At 72.9% G+C, this 22,253-nt stretch carries 18 protein-coding genes and 1 tRNA gene; 8 read left to right on the forward strand and 11 right to left on the reverse strand.

What is annotated here, in order from left to right:
- Positions 1-14: 14 nt before the first annotated feature.
- The 7 genes from ACH4TL_RS20690 to ACH4TL_RS20720 all read right to left on the reverse strand — a co-directional run bounded on the left by ACH4TL_RS20690 (position 15) and on the right by ACH4TL_RS20720 (position 6,975).
- Complete coding sequence (locus ACH4TL_RS20690) at positions 15-1,472, reverse strand: FAD-dependent oxidoreductase (RefSeq protein WP_398316675.1); 1,458 nt, start codon at positions 1,470-1,472, stop codon at positions 15-17.
- Positions 1,473-1,474: 2 nt separating this feature from the next.
- Complete coding sequence (locus ACH4TL_RS20695) at positions 1,475-2,341, reverse strand: SAM-dependent methyltransferase (RefSeq protein WP_398316674.1); 867 nt, start codon at positions 2,339-2,341, stop codon at positions 1,475-1,477.
- A gap of 68 nt (positions 2,342-2,409) precedes the next feature.
- Complete coding sequence (locus ACH4TL_RS20700) at positions 2,410-4,080, reverse strand: GH3 auxin-responsive promoter family protein (protein WP_398316673.1); 1,671 nt, start codon at positions 4,078-4,080, stop codon at positions 2,410-2,412.
- A complete protein-coding gene (locus ACH4TL_RS20705) occupies positions 4,073-4,735 on the reverse strand; it encodes a hypothetical protein (protein ID WP_398316672.1) in 663 nt (220 codons plus the stop codon). Before ACH4TL_RS20705 ends, ACH4TL_RS20700 begins: the two co-directional genes overlap by 8 nt.
- Before the next feature lie 135 nt (positions 4,736-4,870).
- Entirely contained in the window at positions 4,871-5,881 is a 1,011-nt protein-coding gene (locus tag ACH4TL_RS20710; RefSeq protein ID WP_398316670.1) for an alpha/beta hydrolase, read from the reverse strand.
- On the reverse strand, positions 5,878-6,645 hold the full coding sequence (locus ACH4TL_RS20715) for a DUF6182 family protein (RefSeq protein WP_398316668.1): 768 nt from the start codon (positions 6,643-6,645) through the stop codon (positions 5,878-5,880). The genes ACH4TL_RS20710 and ACH4TL_RS20715 overlap by 4 nt, the downstream gene beginning before the upstream one ends.
- A 254-nt stretch (positions 6,646-6,899) precedes the next feature.
- A tRNA-Arg gene (locus ACH4TL_RS20720) sits at positions 6,900-6,975 on the reverse strand.
- 383 nt (positions 6,976-7,358) lie between these two features.
- On the opposite strand from ACH4TL_RS20720, the gene ACH4TL_RS20725 reads away from it, so the two are divergent.
- The 7 genes from ACH4TL_RS20725 (at position 7,359) to ACH4TL_RS20755 (ending at position 16,488) form a co-directional block, all read left to right on the forward strand.
- Positions 7,359-8,975 carry a dynamin family protein gene (locus ACH4TL_RS20725; RefSeq protein WP_398316783.1) on the forward strand — a complete coding sequence of 539 codons (1,617 nt, stop codon included), beginning with the start codon at positions 7,359-7,361 and terminating at the stop codon, positions 8,973-8,975.
- 6 nt (positions 8,976-8,981) lie between these two features.
- Positions 8,982-10,991, forward strand: coding sequence for a GTPase (locus tag ACH4TL_RS20730; RefSeq protein WP_398316666.1), 2,010 nt, complete (start codon positions 8,982-8,984; stop codon positions 10,989-10,991).
- Positions 10,992-11,194: 203 nt separating this feature from the next.
- Positions 11,195-11,641 (forward strand): single-stranded DNA-binding protein, encoded by a 447-nt coding sequence (locus ACH4TL_RS20735; protein WP_398316664.1) that lies wholly within the window; start codon positions 11,195-11,197, stop codon positions 11,639-11,641.
- A 206-nt stretch (positions 11,642-11,847) separates the two neighbouring features.
- Entirely contained in the window at positions 11,848-13,281 is a 1,434-nt protein-coding gene (locus ACH4TL_RS20740; protein WP_398316662.1) for a Cys-Gln thioester bond-forming surface protein, read from the forward strand.
- A gap of 264 nt (positions 13,282-13,545) precedes the next feature.
- Positions 13,546-15,210, forward strand: a complete 1,665-nt coding sequence (gene ettA, locus ACH4TL_RS20745; RefSeq protein WP_398316660.1) for an energy-dependent translational throttle protein EttA — start codon at positions 13,546-13,548, stop codon at positions 15,208-15,210.
- Positions 15,211-15,214: 4 nt separating this feature from the next.
- A complete protein-coding gene (locus ACH4TL_RS20750) occupies positions 15,215-15,694 on the forward strand; it encodes an acyl-CoA thioesterase (RefSeq protein ID WP_398316658.1) in 480 nt (159 codons plus the stop codon).
- The gene (locus ACH4TL_RS20755) at positions 15,691-16,488 is read left to right on the forward strand and encodes a hypothetical protein (protein WP_398316656.1); all 798 of its coding nucleotides are present in this window, start codon (positions 15,691-15,693) and stop codon (positions 16,486-16,488) included. The genes ACH4TL_RS20750 and ACH4TL_RS20755 overlap by 4 nt, the downstream gene beginning before the upstream one ends.
- 12 nt (positions 16,489-16,500) lie before the next feature.
- On the opposite strand, the gene ACH4TL_RS20760 is transcribed toward ACH4TL_RS20755, so the two are convergent.
- The gene (locus ACH4TL_RS20760; protein ID WP_398316654.1) at positions 16,501-16,905 is read right to left on the reverse strand and encodes a globin; all 405 of its coding nucleotides are present in this window, start codon (positions 16,903-16,905) and stop codon (positions 16,501-16,503) included.
- A 119-nt stretch (positions 16,906-17,024) separates the two neighbouring features.
- Here ACH4TL_RS20760 and ACH4TL_RS20765 point away from each other — a divergent pair, with 119 nt between their 5' ends.
- Positions 17,025-18,068, forward strand: coding sequence for a methyltransferase domain-containing protein (locus ACH4TL_RS20765; protein WP_398316652.1), 1,044 nt, complete (start codon positions 17,025-17,027; stop codon positions 18,066-18,068).
- A 53-nt stretch (positions 18,069-18,121) separates the two neighbouring features.
- Here ACH4TL_RS20765 and ACH4TL_RS20770 read toward each other — a convergent pair whose 3' ends face one another.
- From ACH4TL_RS20770 to ACH4TL_RS20780, 3 genes are all read right to left on the reverse strand, one after another.
- Entirely contained in the window at positions 18,122-19,363 is a 1,242-nt protein-coding gene (locus ACH4TL_RS20770) for an FHA domain-containing protein (RefSeq protein WP_398316650.1), read from the reverse strand.
- Positions 19,364-19,423: 60 nt separating this feature from the next.
- Positions 19,424-20,836 carry a VWA domain-containing protein gene (locus ACH4TL_RS20775; protein WP_398316648.1) on the reverse strand — a complete coding sequence of 471 codons (1,413 nt, stop codon included), beginning with the start codon at positions 20,834-20,836 and terminating at the stop codon, positions 19,424-19,426.
- A gap of 123 nt (positions 20,837-20,959) precedes the next feature.
- On the reverse strand, positions 20,960-22,252 hold the full coding sequence (locus ACH4TL_RS20780) for a PP2C family protein-serine/threonine phosphatase (protein WP_398316646.1): 1,293 nt from the start codon (positions 22,250-22,252) through the stop codon (positions 20,960-20,962).
- Position 22,253: the final 1 nt, after the last annotated feature.

Below are 22,253 nucleotides of genomic sequence, written 5' to 3' on the forward strand. Positions count from 1 at the left end.
GTGGGGACGCCGGGTCAGGAGGCGGCGGAGGAGATGGTGGCGAGCAGTTCCTCACGGTGGGGTCCTGGCTGCTGGAGCGGGCCGAGTTCCTCGCAGGCCCGGAGCACCCGGTGGCGCAGTTCGTCCGGGGTGAGCGAGGACTCCGTGGGAGGCAGGGACATCTGGAGCCGCGCCAGATGGCGCCAGACCGCCGGGTCCTTGGTGGCGGCGACGGCCACCTGCGCCATGCCCAGGCCACCCGCCCCGGTGTCCGGTGGGGGGACGCGGTGGACGGTCCGGTTCCACAGGGCGAGGCGTTCGGCGTCGGCCCGGACGGCCTGGTCGAACCAGGGCCGGAAGTGGGCGTCGGCGGCCGCGGCTGCCTCCCGGCTCTGCTCCTCCCCGACCACCGGACAGCGGTCGAGAACCGCAGTCAGCGCGTAGGCGTGTGCCAGGGCCAGCGAAACGCCGCGCCCGTACAGCGGGTTGGTCACGCACGCCGCGTCACCGACCCGGAAGAGCCCGTGCACCGGCTGCCGCCCGGTGCCCACGGCCGCGCCGCGCAGGACGCTGTCGGCGAACGGCATGACCCGGACATCCGAGATCGGCTCGGCCACACCGGGTTCCAGCCAGGGCCGGAAGAGCGGATTGGCGGCCGCCGCGGCGCTGAAGACGGACTCCTCGCGCAGGGCACGCAGCGGGATGTCGTCGGGGAGCACACCGTAGGAGACGCTGAAGGTCTGGTTGTCCCCCGGGTGCAGGAAGGCGGCGTAGCCGTCCCAGATCGCCCCGGCCGCGTTGTCGCGGTTGAGGGGACCGGGGAAGGCGCCGGTCCGCAGCCGGTAGAAGCGGGCGTAGGCGGTGATGCGGGAGCGGCACACGACATCCTCGGGCTGGGGGACGCCCTCCTTGGCCAGCCATGAGCCGGAGAGGGAGCGCCGTCCCGTCGCGTCGATGACGATGTCGGCGGGCAGCGGGGTGCCGGCCGCTGTCCGTACTCCGGTCACCCGGCGCGGCAGGTCCCCGGTGCCGGGGGTCAGTACGAGGCCCTGGACGGCCACGCCCGTTCGTACCGTGACCCGGTCGCGCCGGGCGGTTTCCCGCCGGAGCACCATCTCGAAGGTCCTGCGGCGGCAGGCGAGAACGGTCAGCTCGTCGTCCCGCACCTTCTCCGCTCCGGCGTCGGCTTCGCCGCCGCCCGGCCGCGGCATGCTGGCACCGAGCCGCAGCACCCTGGCGCCCGCGTCGACGAGCGCTTCGTAGACGCCGGGCGCCCGGTCCGCCAGGAGGTTGACGCCCCGTGAGGTGAAGGCGTGGGCGTGGAGGCCCTGCGGCACGCCGGGGCGGTCCCAGCCGTGATGAGCCTCGTGCGGGTCGGCGGGCAGGGGGCCCGGGTCCTTCTCCAGGATCGTGACGTCGTATCCCAGATCGCTGAGCGCGAGCGCGGCCGCGCACCCGGAGATGCTGCCGCCGACGATGACTGCGGTGGCCATGGTCACTTCCGCTTGCCGCTGACGAGGAACACCCGCTCGACGTCCGGCACATGGCGCGGGTGGACGGGATCGGGCCACCGGCCGTAGTGAGCGGACTCCTCACCCGGCTGCACCGCTTCCGCCTCGAAGCCGTACTCGGCGAACAGCGCCTCCGGCTCGTCGTGCCCGTACAGCCAGGGGCATCCCCAGCGTTCGAAGACCTCCAGCAGCGGCTTGACGGCCGGGACGGTGAGGGCGGTGGCGCTGACCAGGTCGGCGGCCACCCGGCTGCCGGGGGCGGTGAGCTCCGCGACGTTCGCGAGCAACTGCCGGGTCTGCTCCTCGGTGATGTAGTACAGCAGCCCTTCGAGCAGCCACAGGGAGGGCTGGTCGGGGCGGTAGCCCGCCGCGCGGAGGGAGTCCTTCCAGTCCTCGCCGATCAGGTCGGCACCGACCAGATGCCGGGTGATCCGCTCGTGCACCGGCTGGTCGCCGAGTGCCGACTCCTTCGCCGCCAGGACGTTGGGACGGTCCAGCTCGAAGAGTTCGACTTCCCGGGGCCAGGGCAGCCGGTACGCGCGGGTGTCCATGCCCGCGGCCGCCATCACGACCTGGGGATACGCTCCGTCCTTCACCTGGGCGAGGAGGTAGTCGTCGAAGTAGCGGGTCCTGATCGCGTTGTAGTCGAAGGTGCTCGGCACCTTCTGCCCGGGATCGGTGCGATTCGGCCAGGTGGCGTCGGAGACCTGGCCGAACAGGTCGGCCCCGACGGTGCCCGCGAGCCGGGCGGCGAACGGGTCCTCGTAGAGCCGGTCCGGCCGTTTGGTCTCCTTGGCGCGCAGGGCCGTCGTCAGCAGGGACGTCCGGGCGACGGCGTCGAATGGTTCCATGGGAGCGCTCCTTGTACGAGGGAAAAGGGGGCCCCGGGTTCGACCGGGGAGGGCTCAGGTCTCAGGTCTCAGTCGCCGAGCAGGCGCTGCCAGGCGGCGTCGTCCTGTTGGAAGACCCGGTCCTTCACCTGAGCCGGGCGGGTTCCGGCGGCGACCCTGTGGTGCCACTCGCGGGCGAAGGCGTCCGGTGCCACACGGTGGATCTCGGGGGCGCCCAGCCGGGCCGTGTCGCGCGCCGATCGGTAACCGGGGGCGGCGGCGCCGAGCGCCGCGTCCAGCGCACGTCCCAAGGCCGCGGCTTCCCGGTCCGACCAGGGCAGGAACGGCTCCAGCGCGAAGGCGTAGCGCGGGGAGGCGGTTTCTCCGGGGGCGGTGACCACCCGGCAGGTGGCGTTGCGCGCGTCCAGCCCGGTGGAGGCGAGTGCCGTGCGCAGCGCGGTCACCACATGGGACTCGCGCAGCCGCTCGCCCACGGCGTCCGACAGCGTGCGCCGCCCCGCGTATTCGACGCGGGGGACGTCCTTGACCCGGTCGACCACGCGCACCACGTCGCCGAGCGCGTACCGGTACAGGCCGCCGACGTGGCTGATGACGGCGTGGTACTCGCGGCCGGTCTCCAGCTCGTGGACGAGCTGGGTGGCGGAGTCGGGCCGCAGGTCCTCGTCGGCGTCGACGAATTCCAGCAACCCACCGGTGACCGCCGGTGATCCGGCCGTCAGATGGCGGTCCAGGGACACGGCGACGAAGCCTTCCGACGCCGCCACCGGCGCGGGCAGCGCGGTGACCCGGGGCCCGAACGCCTCCCGCAGCCGTGGCAGATAGAGCGAGGCCAGGCCCGTGGTCCAGCAGAAGAGGAGCTGCATCCGGGGCCAGACGTGCGTGGGCAGCAGCCCTCCCGCGCGCTCCGCCGACCGCTCCAGCAGGCGGGCGCGGCCGGGGTCGGGGGTGCCGCCGGGGTGCCCGTCGACCGTGCCGTCGTGCAGGTCCTTGACCAGCCGGGGCCACCACTGGACGAGTTGGTACGGCAGCGCGGCCACCATGGCCGGATTGATGCCGATGACGCACCGCACGTCAGCCTCGATCGCGGTGCGCAGCCGTACATAGCTGCGCTGGAGGTGATCCGTGGGATCGACGAATTCCGGCAGTGTCCCCCAGGGGGCGCGGCTGCCCGGCTCCGCCGCGAGCGGTTCGCCGAACGCGGTGCCGAAATCGACCTGGCTGGCGCCCAGATGGGGCTGCCCGGAACGGGTCGCGCCGATCGCGGGGGCCGGGTCGTGCTTGAGGTTGAGCGTGGCGTCGGCCCGCCGAACGGCCTCCGGGAAGTGTTCGACGAAACCGGCCCAGGCCGCATAGTAGAAGGGGAAGAAGGAGGTGCGCATGAACTGGCGGGTGATGGGAATCTGTTTGCTTTCCCCGGTGCTGCCGCTGCTCTTGAAGAAGACGACGGCGGGATCCGCGCTGAGTACGTTCTGCCGCCCGGCGGCGGCCGGTTCGATCCAGGGTGCGAGCCCCGCGTAACCGGCGATGGGGACCGCCGCGCGGTATTCGTCCACGCTGCCGCAGCGGGAGAAGCCGTGCGCCTTCCCGAACTCGGTGTCCGCGTTTTCCCGCAGCATGGCGCGCAGGGCGTCGTCCTGGGACTGCCGTGGATTGTCCAGCGCCGCCCAGAGCCGGTCCCGCTCGTCCAGCACCCTCTTTTGGTAGGCGGAGAACGTCCCGTCCTCCTGCGCGTCAGCCATGTCCACCGTCCTTTATCGCCTTTTCCACGAGATCCACGGATTCCTCGATGTCGTCGCACGGCCCGAGAGTGGTGAGGTTCAGTCCGGCCACCTCTTGCCGAATCGTCCGGGCCAGGTCGGCTTGAAAACTGGTGAAGGATTCCTCGGTGGGCTTTTCGCCGTAGTGCTCCATCGTGTTCGTCCCGGCTCCCCAGCCGCTGCGCTCCCAGGCGACGGCGGGCGCCACCTCCAGGTAGATCACCTGGTCGGGCCGTGGGAAGGACCGCCACCAGGAGAACAGCGACGGGTTTCCGTGTCCGAGCAGGGAACATTTGGCCAGGAGCTTGAAGTAGTACGAATCGACGATCACGGGCCGATCGGGCGGGGCGTCCACCACCCGGTCCCGCAGGTGCACCACCGCGATCTGCACCAGCGTGAGTAAGAGATCCGAGGAGTAGAGCCCGGCGGGCGCTCGCAGCGCGTCCGCGATGAATTCGTCGCGTGCGCTGGCGATGAGCGAGTACGCCGGGTCGAGCAATGTCTCGTCGTACGACACGACCGTGCAGGTCCCGCGCTCGGCGAGGCGTTCCAGCACCGAGGACTTACCCGAGTAGTCGGGCCCCAGCAGAACCGTGAATCGCGGGCCCGTGAGGGTGCGCATGCGCAAGTCCGCCATGGATGGTTCCTTTGGTCGTCCACCTGGATATGTCCGAGTATCCGTGGGAGATATAGCGCCTCGATAGCGTCGCCGGAATCGGAGGCTTTCCCGCAGCGCGCAGGGGTATTGCGCGCGGGGATGCCGAATGCGGCGTCAGAGGGTTGAGCCGTCCCGCGCTTCCGGCTGCCCCGCTGCCGGCCGGCCGGTTCGCAGTCCGCGCCTCAGAGCGGCGTGCTGGTCGCTGATCATCCGCTGGGACACGGCTGCTTCGGCGAGGGCGGTGCTGGCGTGGAAGGTGCCGGCGTAGTGGTGCAGTTCCGTGGGCACTCCGGCCTGGATCAGCCGGTGGCCGTAGGCGATGTCCTCGTCGCGCAGCGGGTCGAACTCGCAGGCACTGATGTACGCCGGGGGCAGCCCCGCGAGGTCATGGGCGCGCGCTGGAGCGGCGTAGGGGGAGATCCGCTCCTCCTCTCCCGGACAGCCCAGGTAGTGCCGCCAGCTCTGGAGGGCGGCGGCGCGGTCCAGGACGGGGGTGTCGGTGAACGCATGCGCCGACGGGGTGTCCAGCCGGTCGTCCAGCATCGGGAAGTTGAGGCACTGGAAGCACAGCTGCGGTCCGCCGCGGTCGCGGGCGAGCAGGGCCAGCCCGGCCGCGAGTCCACCCCCGGCGCTGTCGCCCGCGACCCCCACCCGGTGTGGGTCGATCCGCAGTTCGTCGGCGTGGTCCACGACCCAGACCAGGGCGGCGTAGCCGTCCTCCAGACCGCAGGGGGAGCGGTGCTCGGGGGCGAGCCGGTAGTCCACGGAGACCACCACGGCTCCCACCTGGTCGGCGAGGCGCAGCGCGGACGCGTGGTTGGTGTCCAGGTCCCCGCAGACCAGGCCGCCCCAGTGGAAGTAGAGCAGCGCGGGCAGGGGAGCAGCGGGCGACGACGCCGCGTCGTCGTGCGGCCGGTAGATCCGTACCGTGACCTCGGGCGCCCCGGGCGGTCCGGGGATCAGGGTGTCGGTCACGTGCACGGGCCGGGACGGCTCGTAGCCCGGTAAGCCGCCCGCCGCCTCTCGTATGGCGGCCCGCGCGGCCTCCGGATGGGAGAAGTCGAGCGGCCGGAGCCCGGGGAGCGCCGTCCACGGGGCGAGTTCGGGGTCGTAGGCGTACGTCATGATGCTCCTGCCGTGAGGGAAAGCCCTGCGTAGGCGCGCAGCCGACCGGGCGCGGCGGCCCCCGGGCCGTCGCCGGAGGGCTCGGCTTCGGGGACGACGCGCAGCATGTCGAACGGTCCGTCCGACGGGTCGAGTTGGGGTACGTGGTGGATCGTCAGATCCGTGTGCTCGTCGATCAGGCCCGCGATCACGGCCTCGGCGAGGACGTGGTGGACGTGTACGAGATAAGTGGCCAGGGACACCCGGGTGGTGACGGCGTACAGCCGCGCCTCGCGGACCGGAGCGCTGTCGCCGCCTTCGGGCGCACGGGCCGTCGCGGGCACGTGCAGACGGGCGGGGAGGAGCGGCAGTTCGGCCGCGGGGAACAGCCGGAGCAGGCGGCGGAGGGGGGACCGTTCTCCCGCCTCGTCGGGCGCCGTCCAGGCCATCGAGCCGTCCCGGCTGATGTGGTGGAAGCCGAACCTGGTGGCGAGGTTCGCCGGGTTCCCGGACAGGAAGACGGTCCGGGTGTACGCCCGGAGCCATGCCTCACGCAGGGTGTCGGGAAGGCTCAGGGTGTAGCGCAGTACCGATTCCGCGTAGACCTGCGGCTCGAACCGCCGCAGTACCACCGTCACGGTCGTCGCCGCCGGATCGGCCGCCGCGGCGAGGTCCGTCAGATCCGCGGGCAGAGGCTGGGCGTCGAGCGCTTCGTCGTCCCGTCCCGTACGCGCGACGCGGATCCTGGACGCCAGTTGTGTCCGCAGGAACTGCTGGGTGAACATGCGCGACTCCTCTCAGTTCCGGACAGAGGGGGTGAGGCGGGAGCCCGCGAGCAGTCGTCCTTCCTCGGGCATGGCCGAGTATCCAAAGAGGTTCTATCGCCGCGATAGCGCGGCCGGAGGCGCAGGTGTACCCGGCCGTGTGGCGAGCCATCGGCAGGGGGCGCTGCGCGGAGACGGCTCAAGGCCGACGGAACGGGGAGGAAGGCAGGCCGACGGAGCGGCGCGGAACGCGCGGCCCGGCTGGCGTGAGCCAGTGGCGCCCCCGGCAGGACTCGAACCTGCGGCCAAGCGCTTAGAAGGCGCCTGCTCTATCCACTGAGCTACGGGGGCCGGTGGTGGGCCTGGAACTGCTGAGCCCCCGGGTGCCGACGGGCCCACGGTGCGGCCGTGGTGCCGGTGGCCGGGCGCGGCGGATCCGTGACCTTGCCGGGGACAAGGATAGGGCTCCTTGCGCCTCGCCCCGGTTGCTTCACCTCCGTGGCACGTTGTGGAGGTTCGGTGAAGCGGTCCGATAATCGCAGGCAGGTACGAAACTCGCATCGTTTTTCACGCCTCAAACGGCGGGTGTTGTCTACTCGTTATGCCTGAGTCCCGTCCGTCACCTTCGCCTCATGTCCGATCTGAGGTGATCCGGGTGGGTCTCTTTGACGCGCACGAATGAGCATACGCTTCAAAAAGACATCAAAACCGGGCATTCTTCGCATGTGGCGATCTTGGACGTACGGCCCCGGCTGCTCGACGCGCTGACCGCACTGCGCGACCGCGTTGACGCCGCACGGTTTCCCCTTCCCCTTCCCGGTGCCGACCGCGCTCGCCGCAGCCGTGCCGAGTTGCTTGCTCAACTGGACGACTACCTCGTGCCCCGGTTGCGCGCCCCCGAAGCGCCTCTCCTGGCGGTGATCGGCGGATCGACCGGAGCTGGAAAGTCCACTCTGGTCAATTCGCTGGTCGGGCGGCGGGTCACGGAGGCGGGTGTGCTGCGGCCGACGACCCGTACACCGGTGCTGGTGTGCCACCCCGACGATCACTCCTGGTTCGCCGGGAAACGGGTGCTGCCGCAGCTCACCAGGGTGTGGGTACCGGCCCAGGGCGACCGCGCGGAGGGCCCGTACGACGAGGAGGAACGGACCCGGGAGGCCGACGGACCGGCGGCGCTGCGGATCGAGACCGACCCGGGGCTCGCGCGGGGGCTCGCGCTGCTCGACGCGCCCGACATCGACTCGCTCGTCGCCCGCAACCGCGATCTCGCCGCCGAGCTGATCTGCGCCGCCGACATCTGGGTGCTGGTCACCACGGCCACCCGGTACGCCGACGCCGTCCCCTGGCATCTGCTGCGGACCGCGAAGGAGTACGACGTGACACTTGTCACGGTGCTCGACCGGGTGCCGCACCAGGTCGCCGCCGAGGTCTCCGGGCAGTACGCCGCGCTCCTCGACCAGGCCGGGCTCGGCGACGTCCCCCGCTTCACCATCCCCGAACTGCCCGAGTCGGCGGGCGGCGGCAGCGGGCTGCTCCCGGCCACCGCCGTCGCCGCGCTGCGCGGCTGGCTCACCCAGCACGCCCAGGACCCGCAGGCCCGCACCGTCGCCGCCGCCCGCACCGCGGCCGGTGTCCTCGCCTCGCTCCAGTCCCGGATGCCCGCGCTGGCCGGGGCCGCCGCGGCCCAGCACGCCGCCGGGGTGCGGCTGGTCCAGCGGGTCGAGGGGGCGTACGCGGAGGCGGCCGAGCGGGTGCGGCGGGAGATCGCCGGGGGCGCGGCGCTCGCGGGCAGCGCGCTCACCCACTGGCACGGCCAGCCGCGCGACAGCACCCCCGGTGAGCTTCTCGCGGCGCTCACCGAATCCCTCGCCACCCTGCTGCGCAGCGCCGCGGCCGCAGCCGACGAGCGGGTCGCAGAGGCGGGCAGACGGGACCCCGCCGCGCTCACCGGGCTCGCCCCGGCCGACGCGCGCGAGGCCGGGGAACGGATCGGCGTGGCCGTACGGCGCTGGCAGCGCTGCGTCGAGGAACTGGCCGAGGAGGAGACCCGCGCCCACACCCCCGACGACGGCGGAGCCGATGCCTCCGACGAGGTCGCCGCCCAGCTGGTGGCCTCCCTGCTGGGCGGGAAGCGGGCCCGCAAGGCGGGCGAACGGCTCGCCGAGACGCTGGGCGCGCACCGGGCGCTGGGGCTGGGCGACCGCGGCGGGCGGCTGCTCGACGGCTGCGTCGCGCGCGCCCTGGAGACGGAGCGCGACAGGCGGCTCGCGCCCCTCGACGCCCTCGACCTCACCCCGGACCACCAGGTCCAGCTGATCGCCGCGCTGTCCCTACTACAGAAGGAGAGGTGACCGAAGGTGACGGCCACTGCTGCGGGTCTCGACGGCGGGGACGGGGGCGGGCCCGGGGCGGACGCGGGCCCGGAGGGTGCGGAGGACGCGGAGGGTGCGGTGCGGACGCGGCAGACATGGGACGACGGGCTGATCGCCCGGCGCGCCGGGCGGCGGGCCGCCCGCCGAGCCCCCCGCGAGGCGTCCGGCGCGGAGGCACCGTCGGCGGTGCCCGATGCCGGTGCCGCCGGACCGCGGGAGCCGTTCGGGCCCGGCGGTGCGTACGGTTCCGGCAGCGCGCCTGGGCCCGCGTACGGGGCTGGCAGTGCGCCTGGGGCCGGTGAGCCGTCGTACGACACGTACGGCTCGTTCGGCTCGCGCGATCCCTATAAGACGTACGAGGCCTACGAGACGTACGCATCGTACGAACGGCCCTTCGGGCCCGGCGCCCGCAGCTTCACCGCCGGGAGTCTGCGGCCGCGCCTCGACGCCCTGCGCCAGCTGGTGGGCCTGTCCCGCACCCGGCTGGACGGGCGCACCCTCGCCGGGGCCGGGCGCGTACTGGACGAGGCCGCCGCGCGCGGACGGCACCCGCTCGGGCACACCGTCGTCGCCCTCGCCGGAGCCACCGGAAGCGGTAAGTCGACACTCTTCAACGCGCTCGCCGGGGCGCCGCTCTCCGACTGCGGGATCCGTCGGCCGACCACCGCCGCGCCGCTCTCCTGCGCCTGGACCGATCACGCCGACGGGCTGCTGGACCGGCTCGGCATCCCGCACGCGGACCGCCGCCGCCCGGCGTATCCGTACGACCCCGCGCTGCGCGGCCTGGTCCTGCTCGACCTGCCCGACCACGACTCGGCCGCCCCCGGCCACCGCGACCGGGTGGACCGGCTGCTGGGGCTGGTCGACGCGGTGGTGTGGGTGGTGGACCCCGAGAAGTACGCGGACGCGGTGCTGCACGAGCGCTATCTGCGGCCGCTCGCCGGATACGCCGAGGTGACGTTCGTCGTCCTCAACCAGGTGGACCGGCTGCCGGGCGACGCCGCCGACCAGGTGCTGGACGATCTGCGGCGGCTGCTGGACGAGGACGGGCTGGCGCTCGGCGAGCACGGGGAGCCGGGCGCGGCGGTGCTCGCCCTGTCCGCGCTCACCGGGGAGGGCGTCGGGGAGCTGCGGGACATGCTGGGCGGGCTCGCGGCCGAATGCGGCGCGGCGGAGCGACGGCTGGCGGCGGACGTGGACGGCACGACGGCGCGGCTGCGGCCGCAGTACGTGGCGGAGGGGGCACCGGCTGGGTTCAGCGGCCGGGCGCGGGCGGAGTTCGAGGACCGGCTGGCGGAGGCGGCGGGCGCGGCGGCGGCCGGACAGGCCGCGGAGCGGGCCTGGCTGCGGGACGCGCGGCAGGCGTGCGGGACGCCGTGGGGGCGGCTGGCGCGGGGCGGCAGGCGACGGGCGGAGGCCGAGCGCGAGATCCCGGGCGCGCGGGCGAAGGCGGCGGCGATGGAGGCGGTCACGGCGCGGCCCGCGGTGGAGGAGGCCGTGCGCACGCTCGCCGACGAGGCCACGACCGGGCTGCCCGGGCCCTGGGCCCAGGCGGTGCGGGAGGCGGCCGGGTGGGGCGGCCGGGGGCTGCCGGAGGCCGTGGACGAGGCGGTGGCGGACGCGCGGCGCGGACAGCGCCTGACGCGGCCCGGGTGGTGGTCGGCGGTGGCGGTGACCCAGGTGGTGCTGCTGGTGCTTCAGGTGGTGGGGGCGGTCTGGCTGGCGGGCGCCGTGGCGGGGCTGTTCGGCGGGCCGGAGTGGTGGGCGCCCGCGGCGCTGGTGGCGGGGGGCGCGCTGGCGGGGGCGGGGCTGGCGTGGGTGTGCGGGCTGGCGGCGCGGGGGCCCGCACGGCGGTACGGAGGGGCAGCGGAGGCACGGCTGCGGGACGCGGCGGTGGGCTGCGGCCGGGCGCGGGTGCTGGAGCCGGTCGGGGCGGAGCTGGCGCGATACCGGGAGGTGCGGGCGCAGTACGTGATCGCGGCGGGGGAGGGGTGAGCCGCCCCCGGGCGTTTCACCGGAACGAGGGAGCGGGTTGTCCACAGCCTGGGGGTTGTGCACAGGCTCCGGCGAGGGAAGCGGATCGCGGGCAGCATGAGGGTCGGCGGTCCGATGGGCGGCCGGGGAAGACCGGCGGGCCGCCGGGGGAGAGCGGTCCGGTGGGGGACGCGGGAGGCGCGGGAGATGCGGGGGAGCGGGGCATGAACGAGACCTGGACGACGGTGGTGGGGAACGCCGCGACGCGGCCGGATTTCTGGGAGACGGCGGCCGGGGTCGCGGTGGCCCGGTTCCGGCTGGCGGCGACGGTGCGCCGCTGGGACCGGAAGAGCGCGGGGTGGGCGGACGCGTATACGAGCTTCTACACGGTCTGGACCTGGCGGACCCTCGCGGCGAATGTGGCCGCCTCGGTGTCGCTCGGCGAACCGCTGCTGGTCCATGGCACCTTGCGGGTGCGTGAGCGGGAGAAGGAGCGCGAGGGGGACCCGGCGCGGCAGGTGGAGGGGGAGAGCGGCCCCAAGCGGTGGGTCACCGCGGAGATCGACGCGGTGGCGGTCGGGCACGATCTGACCCGCGGTACCTCCGCCTTCCGGCGGGTCTCGCAGGCCAAACCCCTTTTAAACGCACCGACCGGGACAACGCCCCTGTGACCAGGGGTGATTTATCGATAATCCCAGGTCATGCGGGGTCTGTGGGGCAGATAACAATTCCGATTCGGATCGGTGGGGTCAGGCCCTGGCGGGGATCATGCGGCTTTTCGCTCCCTAGGATCCCTGAGTGCCCAACGGGGGTTACTGAGTTTTGAGTTCGCTGGCGAGGCGCACCGACTGACCGGCGCTCGTCCGGAGGGGAAACCATGATTTCTGTGAAGGGGCGGGGCGCCGCCCGCCTTGTGGCCGCCGTGCTGGCGTCCGGGCTGGTCGCCGTGGGTGCGATAGCCGGCGCCGGTGCCGCCGCCGCGGACGATGTGCCTTCGGGAAACGGTGGAGCCACCGCGACGCTGAGCGGCCTCAAGACCTTCGACCGGGCGGTCATTCACGACCAGGGCAAGGGTGACCAGGAGGTCGGCGCCGGCCTCTTCGAGATGGCGGTCGACAACGGCGGCAGCATTCAGACGTACTGCATCGATCTGCACAACCCGACGCAGAGCAAGGCGAAGTACGAAGAGAAGCCCTGGAGTCAGACCTCGCTGGCGAACAACCGCGAAGCGGGCAAGATCAACTGGATTCTCCAGAATTCCTACCCCCAGGTGAACGACCTCGCCGAACTCGCCTCGAAGGCGGGCTCCGGCGCCCTCACCGAGAAGACCGCGGCCGCCGGTACGCAGGTCGCCATCTGGCGCTTCTCCGACAAGGCGAAGGTCGACGCGGCGGACCCGGCGGCCGAGAAGCTCGCCGACTACCTGGAGAAGAGCGCGCGGAACCTGGCCGAGCCCAAGGCCTCGCTGAGCCTGGAGCCGCCCGCCGTCTCCGGCAAGGCCGGTGAGCGGCTGGGCCCGGTCAAGGTCCGCACCAACGCCGAGAGCGTCACCCTCGCCCCGGGCACCGAGGCCGCAGGTTCCGGCGTCAGGCTCGTCGACAAGAGCGGCAAGGCGATCACCAGCGCCGTCAACGGCGGCGAGGTCTACGTCGACGTGCCGTCCGACGCGGCCGACGGCTCCGCCACGCTGACCGCCCAGGCCGCCACCAAGGTTCCGGTCGGCCGCGCGTTCTCCAGCGACACCAAGAGCCAGACCCAGATACTCGCCGGTTCCAGCGAGAGCACCGTCTCCGCCTCGGCCACCGCCCACTGGGCGGAGAAGGGCGCGGTCCCGGCCGTCACCGCCGAGAAGGACTGCGCCGAGGGCGGTGTGGACGTCACGGCGACCAACAAGGGCGACGAGGCGTTCACCTTCACCCTGCTGAACGAGAAGTACACGGTCGAGGCCGGTCAGTCGAAGACCGTCACCGTGCCGGTGAACGAGGACCAGAGCTACTCGTTCAGCGTCCGCGGCCCGAACGGATTCAAGAAGTCCTTCTCCGGCGTCCTCGACTGCAGGACCGCGGGCACCGATGACGCCGATGACAGCCCCTCCACCAAGGCGGGCCCGGCGTCGGCCGGTGGCACCGGTACCGGCGAGATCACCAGCGGTGACACCACCGCCGTCGACGCCACCACCGGCGGTGACCTCGCCGAGACCGGAAGCAGCAGCTCCACCCCGCTGATCGCGGGAATCGCCATCGCGCTCGTCGTGGTCGGCGGCGGTGCGATCTTCTTCGTCCGCAAGAAGAAGACCCCATCCGGCGAGTGACCGCCCGGCGTCGGTGACCGCTGACGACGGACGGTGAGGAAGGGCCGGGGCCTCCGGGGAAGCGGAGGTTCCGGCCCTTCGCGGTCCTTCGGGCCCCTCGTTCCGGGGCGGCCGCCCCGGACGGCGGAACAACTGGTTTCCGCCTCGGGGCCGCCGTACGGCAAGATGGGGTGGGGTGTCTCTGCCCTGGACGCGGCGGAGCCCGCATGCACCCATGCGGCGCGGCCGCACACCGATACCTACCAGATTGCCGGACGGTTTCTCTTGGCTGAGTTCATCTACACCATGCGCAAGGCGCGTAAGGCGCACGGCGACAAGGTGATCCTCGACGACGTCACGCTGAGCTTTTATCCCGGCGCGAAGATCGGTGTCGTGGGCCCCAACGGCGCCGGTAAGTCGACGGTGCTGAAGATCATGGCCGGGCTGGAGCAGCCGTCCAACGGCGACGCGTTCCTCTCGCCGGGCTACAGCGTCGGCATCCTGCTCCAGGAGCCCCCGCTGGACGAGTCCAAGACCGTGCTGGAGAACGTCCAGGACGGTGTGGCGGAGACCAAGGGCAAGCTCGACCGCTTCAACGAGATCGCCGAGCTGATGGCGACCGACTACAGCGACGCGCTGCTCGAGGAGATGGGCAAGCTCCAGGAGGAGCTGGACCACGCCAACGCGTGGGACATGGACGCCCAGCTGGAGCAGGCCATGGACGCCCTCGGCTGCCCGCCCGGCGACTCCCCGGTCACCACCCTCTCCGGTGGTGAGAAGCGCCGCGTCGCCCTCTGCAAGCTGCTGCTGGAGGCCCCCGACCTGCTGCTCCTCGACGAGCCCACCAACCACCTGGACGCCGAGTCGGTCCAGTGGCTGGAGCAGCACCTCGCCAAGTACGCGGGCACCGTCGTGGCCATCACCCACGACCGGTACTTCCTGGATAACGTCGCCGAGTGGATCCTGGAGCTCGACCGCGGCCGCGCCATCGGCTACGAGGGCAACTACTCCACGTACCTGGAGAAGAAGCAGGCCCGCCTCAAGGTCGAGGGGCAGAAGGACGCCAAGCGCCAGAAGCGCCTCAAGGAAGAGCTGGAGTGGGTCCGCTCCAACGCCAAGGGCCGCCAGGCGAAGTCCAAGTCCCGGCTGACCCGTTACGAGGAGATGGCCGCCGAGGCCGAGAAGACCCGGAAGCTGGACTTCGAGGAGATCCAGATCCCGCCGGGCCCGCGCCTGGGCAACATCGTGGTCGAGGTGGAGAACCTCTCCAAGGCGTTCGGTGAGAAGGTCCTCATCGACGACCTCTCGTTCACCCTGCCGCGCAACGGCATCGTCGGCGTCATCGGCCCCAACGGCGCCGGTAAGACCACGCTCTTCAAGATGATCCAGGGCCTGGAGACCGCCGACGCGGGCAAGATCAAGGTCGGCGAGACCGTCAAGATCTCCTACGTCGACCAGAGCCGCGCCAACATCGACCCCAAGAAGACGCTGTGGGCGGTCGTCTCCGACGAGCTGGACTACATCAACGTCGGCCAGGTCGAAATGCCGTCCCGCGCCTATGTCTCCGCCTTCGGCTTCAAGGGCCCGGACCAGCAGAAGCCCGCCGGGGTACTCTCCGGTGGTGAGCGCAACCGCCTCAACCTCGCGCTCACCCTCAAGCAGGGCGGCAACCTGCTGCTCCTCGACGAGCCGACCAACGACCTCGACGTCGAGACCCTCTCCTCCCTGGAGAACGCCCTCCTGGACTTCCCCGGCTGCGCCGTGGTCGTCTCCCACGACCGCTGGTTCCTCGACCGCGTCGCCACCCACATCCTGGCGTACGAGGGCGAGTCCAAGTGGTTCTGGTTCGAGGGCAACTTCGAGTCGTACGAGAAGAACAAGGTCGAGCGGCTCGGCCCGGACGCCGCCCGTCCGCACCGCGCCACCTACAAGAAGCTCACCCGGGGCTGAGGGGATGGCCCGGCACATCTACTCCTGCCCCCTGCGCTGGTCCGACATGGACGCGTTCGGCCACGTCAACAACGTGGTCTTCCTCCGCTATCTGGAGGAGGCGCGCGTCGACTTCATGTGGCGGCTGGCGCCGGGGAACGGAAGTGACGCGTTCACCGGCGGGGTGGTCGTGGCACGGCACGAGATCGACTACCTCAAGCCGCTCGTCCACCGGCACGCGCCGGTGACCATCGAGACCTGGGTGACGGAGATCCGTGCCGCCTACATCACCCTCCGCTACGAAATCAAGGACGAGGAGACCGTGTACGTGCGGGCCGCCACCCGTATCGTCCCCTTCGACCTCGAAGCGGGCCGCCCGCGCCGCGTCTCGTCCGTGGAGGAGCGCTTCCTGACCGACTATCTGGAGCCCGAGCCGGGCACCGGGGCGTCGGCCGGGAGGGCGGCCGGGACCGGGAAGTCCGCCGAGGGGGCCGTCCGGGTATGACGGCCTTCCGGCACGAGCTGCACTTCGCCGACGCCGGGGAGGCGGCCGACCTCGCCGCCTTCCTGGCCCGGCTGATCCACTACGACCGCGCCGCGGCCGTCCGTCTCCAGGCGGGCGGCGGGGTGCTGGCCGTCTTCGGGCGGCCGCCCTCGTTCGAGGTCCTGGCCATCCGTACGGCACGGCTGGAGGCCGTCGTCACCGCGGGCGCCACGGATACCGGGGCGTCCGGCGGGCCGGGCGCGCTGGACACCACCGTCTCGGCCGGTCAGTTCGCCGACGCACTGGACGCGGCGGCCTCCTCCGGCGCGGCGACGGCGTCCGACGGGCTCACCGTCGCGGTGCCCGAGGCCGTCACCGGCCCGCCCTGGGCCGGGGTGCTGCCGCCGCGCGGCGGCTGGCGCCGGGTGCCGGGGCTGCCCGGCGCGGACGAGGTGCGCGGGGCGGTCGCGACCGCGGTCGCCGAGTTCCGGGCCCGCGACGAGGCGCTGCCCGAGGAGCACCGTACGCGCGCCGAGCGCGACCGCATCGGCCACGAGATCTGGTCCCGCACCCTCGGGGACACCGGGCTGCCGCTGCGCGCCGTTCACGCCGCCCAGTCGCTGGGCTTCCTGCGCCCCGCCGCCGCGGGCGCGCCAGCGGCCACCGGCTCCGCCCGCGGTGCCACCGCCCTCGCCCCGGCGGCCGAGCCGCCGGCCCTGCTCGCGGCGGGCGGCTGGCTGCGGCTGCGCACCCCGTACGGCTCGATCGCGGTGCGTACGTCGGGGCTGCCCGGGCTGTCCGTGACGCCAGCCTGAAGCGGTGCGGCCTCAGCCCTCCGTGTTCACCATGGAGGCGGCCGCGTAGGTGAGGTAGTTCCACAGCTGGCGCTCCAGGTCGGGCGCCAGCTCCAGCTCGTCGACCGCGTCCCGCATATGGCGCAGCCAGGCGTCATGGGCCGCCCGGTTCACGGTGAACGGCGCGTGGCGCATGCGCAGCCGCGGATGGCCGCGGTTGTCGCTGTAGGTGCGGGGTCCGCCCCAGTACTGCATGAGGAAGAGCACCAGCCGCTCTTCCGCCGGGCCCAGATCCTCCTCGGGGTACATCGGCCGGAGCAGCGGGTCCTCCGCGACCCCCTGGTAGAAGCGTCGCACCAGGCGCCGGAAGGTCTGCTCGCCGCCGACCAGCTCGTAGAAGGTCTGCTCCTGAAGTGTGCCGCGCGGAATGTCTTTCACGCCTCCATGCTCTCAGACCACGCGTCCTAGGTAAGGGGGCGTAGGCCCTGCCCGCCGGACGGCCCCGGACGGCCGGGGCGGAGGTAGCGGCCCGGGGGCGGGCGCAGCACAGTGGAGGCATGGGCGGCGCGGGCGTGACTCAGGCGGGCGGCGGGCGCGGACGTACGGGCGAGAAGCCCGATCCGTACGCCGAGGCGGCCGCCGTGGCGCGGGCCGGGCTCGTCCGGGAGATGACGGCGGGCGGCGGGCTCACCGATCCGCGGTGGCGGGCGGCGTTCGAGGAGGTGCCGCGCCATCTGTTCGTGCCGTACTACTACGAGGCGGGGGCGGCGGGCGACGAGCGCGGGGCGGCGCTCACCACGCGGCTCTGGCGGGACGACCGGAATCCGCTGCGCCGGTCCCGCTGGCTGACCGGGGCGTACGCCGACGTGCCGCTGGCGACGCGGGTGCGCGACGGTGAGCTGATCTCCTCCAGCAGCCAGCCGTCCCTGATGGCGCGGATGCTGGACGCGCTGCGGGTGCGGGACGGTGACCGGGCGCTGGAGATCGGCGCGGGCAGCGGCTACAACGCGGCGCTGCTCGCCCATCGGCTCGGCGACGCCCGGGTGACGACCGTCGATCTCGACCCGGAGATCACCGACGCCGCGCGCTGCCATCTCGCCGCGGCCGGGTTCCGTCCGGCCGTGATCACCGGTGACGGGGCGCGTGGCTGTCCCGCGCGAGCCCCCTACGACCGGATCATCGCGACGTGCGCCGTGCCGTCCGTACCGCCCGCGTGGCTCGGGCAGTGCCGCCCCGGGGCCCTGATACTGACGCCGCTGGCCACCGGGCTGGTGCTGATGCGGGTCCGGGACGCCCGGCATGCGGAGGGCCGGTTTCTGGCCACGCCCGCGTACTTCGTCCCGCTGCGCGGCAGCGGGCCGCCCGGGCCCGTCCCCACGCACGGGCTGCCGTCGTGGCCGCTGCTGGACGAGTCGTTCCGCTTCCTGCTGAACGTGGCCGCGGGACGGCTGGAGCCGGTCGAGGCGCTGCCGCTGTGGGAGCACGAGGGGCGGCCGGGCCGCGAGCGCTACGGGGTCACGGTGCGGGGCGAGCGGCAGTGGGCCTGGCTGGACGACGCGGAGGGCGCGTACGCCTGGCCGCTGGGCGCGGACCTCACCTGACGGCGCCCGGGCCGGGGCAACTTGCCCCGGCCCGGGCGCCGACCAGCTCTGATCTAGCCGCGGCGGACGGTGATCGTTGTCCAGGCGCCGACGTGCACCCGGTCGCCGTCCTGGAGCGGGATCGGGACGTACGGCTGGATCGGATCCTCGCCGCCGTTGATCGTCGTGCCGTTGGTCGAGTCCTGGTCGACGACCGCCCAGGCGCCGTCCGGCTGCTGGACGAGGACCGCGTGCTGGTGCGAGACGCCCGGGTCCTCGGGCGCGCGCCCGAGGTCGATGTCCGGGGCCTCGCCCGTGCTGTGGCGGCGGCGGCCGATGGTGATCTGCTGGCCGCTGAGCTGGAGTTGCTGCTCGGGGGAGTACGCCGGGAGGTTCAGCCCGGCGGCCTCCGGGCCGCTGCGGTGCATCATCGCCGTGAAGTAGTCACGGTCCGGCGCGACGGTCGCCGTCCAGTTCCCGGGCCCGGCCGTCGGGTGCGGGGGCGTGTGGCCGCCGCCCTGGTGCCCGTACGGGCCGGGCGGCTGGGGCGCGCCGGGGCCCTGGTACGCCTCGTTGCCGTACGACGGGGCCTGCGGCGCGGGCGGCTGCGGCGCCTGCGGGTAGCCGTAGCCGTACCCCTGCTGCTGCGGCGGGGCCGGAGCCGGGGGTGGCGGGGCGGCGCCCGCGGACGCCTGCGGCGGCGCCAGCGGCCAGTCGTCCTCGGCGGAGCCGAAGCCCTGGCCGGGGGACTGGTGCGGCTCCGACGGGGACAGCGGCTCGGCCGGGCGGTTGATCTGGGACGGGCGCGACGCCTGGTAGTCGCCGCCGTGCGGCTGGTGCGGGGGCTGCTGACCGTGCGGCGGCACCGGCTGCCCGTACGACGGCGGACCCTGCGGCGGCTGGCCGTGCGGCTGCTGCGGCCCGGGCGGCGGCGGGAAGCCGCCCTGTCCGGGGGGCGGCGGAGCGTACGAGGTGGGCTGCTGCGTCAGGAAGTTGTAGCGGCACTCCTCGCAGAACGGCGCCTGCGCCTCACGCGGCGTACGGCACTGCGGGCACACCTCCGGCTGGTAGCCGCCGTCGGGCTGCGGCGAGGGCGGGGCGTGGCCGGGGTAGCCGTAGCCGGAGGAAGGCGCGCCGGGCGCGGGCGGCGGAGAGCCGTAGCCACCGGGGGCGGGCGCGCCCGGGCCGCCCGGCATCGGAGGGGGCGGAGGCGGCGCGAGCGGGCCGGAGGGCATGGGTGTCCCCGACATCCGGTGACCACACACCTCGCACCAGTCGTCGGCCGCCGATTGGTGGCCGTTAGGGCAGGTCGGCATGTCGGTGATCCCCCTCTTGTGCCGTTCCTGGCATTTCTGCCGTAACGAGATCTCTGTGTGCTACTTCTTGACGCGAACTGTCTTGGTCGAGCGTGTTTCGAGTGTCATCTCGTCCGCCTCCGCGACCTTCGCTTTGAGTCGCACAGTACCTGTCGCCGCATCGACGACGTCCACCACCTTCGCAAGCAGTTTCGCCGTGCCCCTGTTCCCCGAGGCGTCCGCCAGCTGTACGGCCCTTCCCAGCTTCGCGGTCGCTCCCTCGACATCGCCCGACTTACGCGCATCCATGCCCTGTTGGATGACCTGTGCCAGTTCGGCCTGGCCCGTATAGTGCGCGACCTGCGGATTCATCGAGGTGGATGCGGTCATGTCGGCCGTCCACACGGCCCGGACGAGCCCCTGGGACAGCGGGGTCGGAGGGCTCTGGCCCTCCGGCTGGGGCAGGACGAGGGAGACCCGGGCCGCCAGCATTTCCTGGCCGATTTCCGCCGCTGGAACCCGCAGGCATACGTGATAATCGCGGGATTCGTCCCCCCATGACCCGGTTGGGTAGTCGCCGGAGCGCGGTCCGGTCCCGGTGCGCCGCCCGGTCAGATCCTCGACCGTGGGTGCGACCTGTTTCACAAAGACCACCTCGGCGCCCGCCGGGGTCCACAGCCGCAGATGGACGTCCGCGACCTCTTTCCGCATGGCCGTCGCCATCATCCGCGTGAAGTCCGCGGACAGTTCGGCCGGATTCGCCACGATATCGGCCGTTCCGAGGAGGGCGGAGGCGATTTCGGTGACCTCCTTGACCTCCCAGTCCGTGCCGACCCCTCGGGCGTCACAGGTGAAACGGCCCGCGCAGGCGTCCAGTGCGGCCCGCAGCTCCTCCGGCTTCTCGTGCTCGTTGCGGCCGTCGGTGAGCAGGATGCCGTGCCGGATCGAAACATCGGTGGCGCCCAGCAGCCGGTCGGCGAGCCTCAGCCAGGTGCCTATCGCGGTGCCCCCGGCCGGCTTGAGCCCGCGCAGCGCGTCCTTGGCCTCGGCGCGGGTGACCGGATCAGCGGTCGCCAGCCGCCCGTTGCCCGGAAAGACCTCGACCGCCTTGTGGGTGCCCGCGATCACGGCGAAGGCGACCCCGTCGCGCACCGTGTCGATCGCGGCGGCCGTAGCGTCCCGGGCGTGACGCATCTTCGTCGGCGGATAGTCCATGGATCCTGAGCAGTCCACCATGATCGCCACGGCCGCGTCGGCCGCGCCGCCGCCGGGTGCGCCCTGACCCCGGGCGTCCCGGTCCCGCGCGTCGCCGCCCCGGGCGTACTGGCCCGGAGCGGCGACGGGAGCGGGGAGCGGCATCCCTCCGGTCGTCCCGCCGCCGGTCGAGGTCACCGTCACGACCGCGTTGACCTCACGGCCCCCCTCCGGGAGGTACTCGTTCTGATAGACGTCGACCGAGAACCGCGGCACCTGGGACTTGGAGAAATTGGCCATCTGATCCGCTCCTTGGCACTCCACAGGGACGTACAGGACGTATGGGCATGGCGTCGTGCCACGAGAGCGTGGGCGGAGTGACGGCGGCCGCCCCGGGCCGGAGCCCGTCCCCCCCTCGGGCCGTCAGGCCGATCCTGCCCCTTCCGGCGCGGCGGGGAACGGCACCACGGCCACTGTTACGTTGTCGTGGCCCCCGCCGTTGAGGGCGTGGCCCACCAGGACCCGCGCACTCTGGAGCGGCCGCCCCCGGGCGTCCGGCGGCACCGCGTGCGCCATCTCCTCCGCCGACTCGGCGTAGTTCCACAGGCCGTCGGTGCAGACCACCACGACGCCCGGCCGGTCGGGCTTGAACGACGCGGTGTGCGGCTCCACTTCGTAGGCGTCCGCCCCGAGCCAGCCCGTGATGGCGTGCGCCCGCTCGTCCGCGTACGCCTCGGCCTCCGACATCAGCCCCGCCGCCACCATCTGGGCCGCCCACGAGTCGTCCTCGGTGAGCCGGGCGGGCTGTGTCGTCCGGTCGTCGGGCACCCAGTAGACGCGGCTGTCGCCGATCCAGCCGACGGTGAGGATGTCGCTGGTGACCACGGCGCTGACGATGGTGCAGGCCGGGGCGTTCTGATGGCGCTGCTGCTCGTCGTGCGGGTCCGGCTCGCCGGTGTCCAGGGCGAGTGAGCTGACCGCGTCGGCCGCGGCCACGATCGCCTCGTTCATGGCCTGCTGGGGGTGTGAGCCGCGGGGGAGCGAGGTCAGCAGCGAGACTTCCGCCGCATGGGCGGCTGCGGCTGACGCCTCGTCGGGTCGGGTGGCCGAGGAGACCCCGTCGCAGACCACCGCGACGACGGCCGGTGCGCCGTCCGGGAGGGCCACGGTGGCCACCGAGAACGCGTCCTCGTTGCGGTGGTGGCGCAGCCCTCGGTCACTGGCCGCGGCGACGCCCGCCAACTCCCGTTCCATATGGTCGCGCTCACGCGTCTGGGCGTGCCCGCAGTGCTCGCAGTATCCGTCCCTGTCGATGGTGCCCTCCTGGCACGCGGCGCACCGGGGGCGGCTTTCGCCGCCGGACAGCCGGGGATCCGCCCCGGTGCCGGTGCCCGCGCTCGCTGCCGTGCGTGTGCTGGTGTGCGTCTGAGTCTGCGGGTGCGCGCCGGCGGGTTCACCGGCGGGGGTGGTCAGTTGTGCGCCGGGAGCCGCCGGGCCCGGTGGCGGCGGGGCGTCGAGCGCCGCCGCGGTCCGCGGATCGGCCACCGGGGCCGGTTCCGGGGCTGCCAGTGGGTAGTCCTGTGGCTCTTGCCGCGCGGACGGCACGGCGGCCGACAGGTCGGCCCCGCACCCGCCACAGTAGTTGTCTCCCGCCTCCAGCGGCTCTGCACAGGTCGGGCAGGCTGACAGCTGGGGCAGCTGTGGCATCTGCGACATC

The organism is Streptomyces sp. NPDC021115 (assembly GCF_044333065.1).
Classification (GTDB): domain Bacteria; phylum Actinomycetota; class Actinomycetes; order Streptomycetales; family Streptomycetaceae; genus Streptomyces.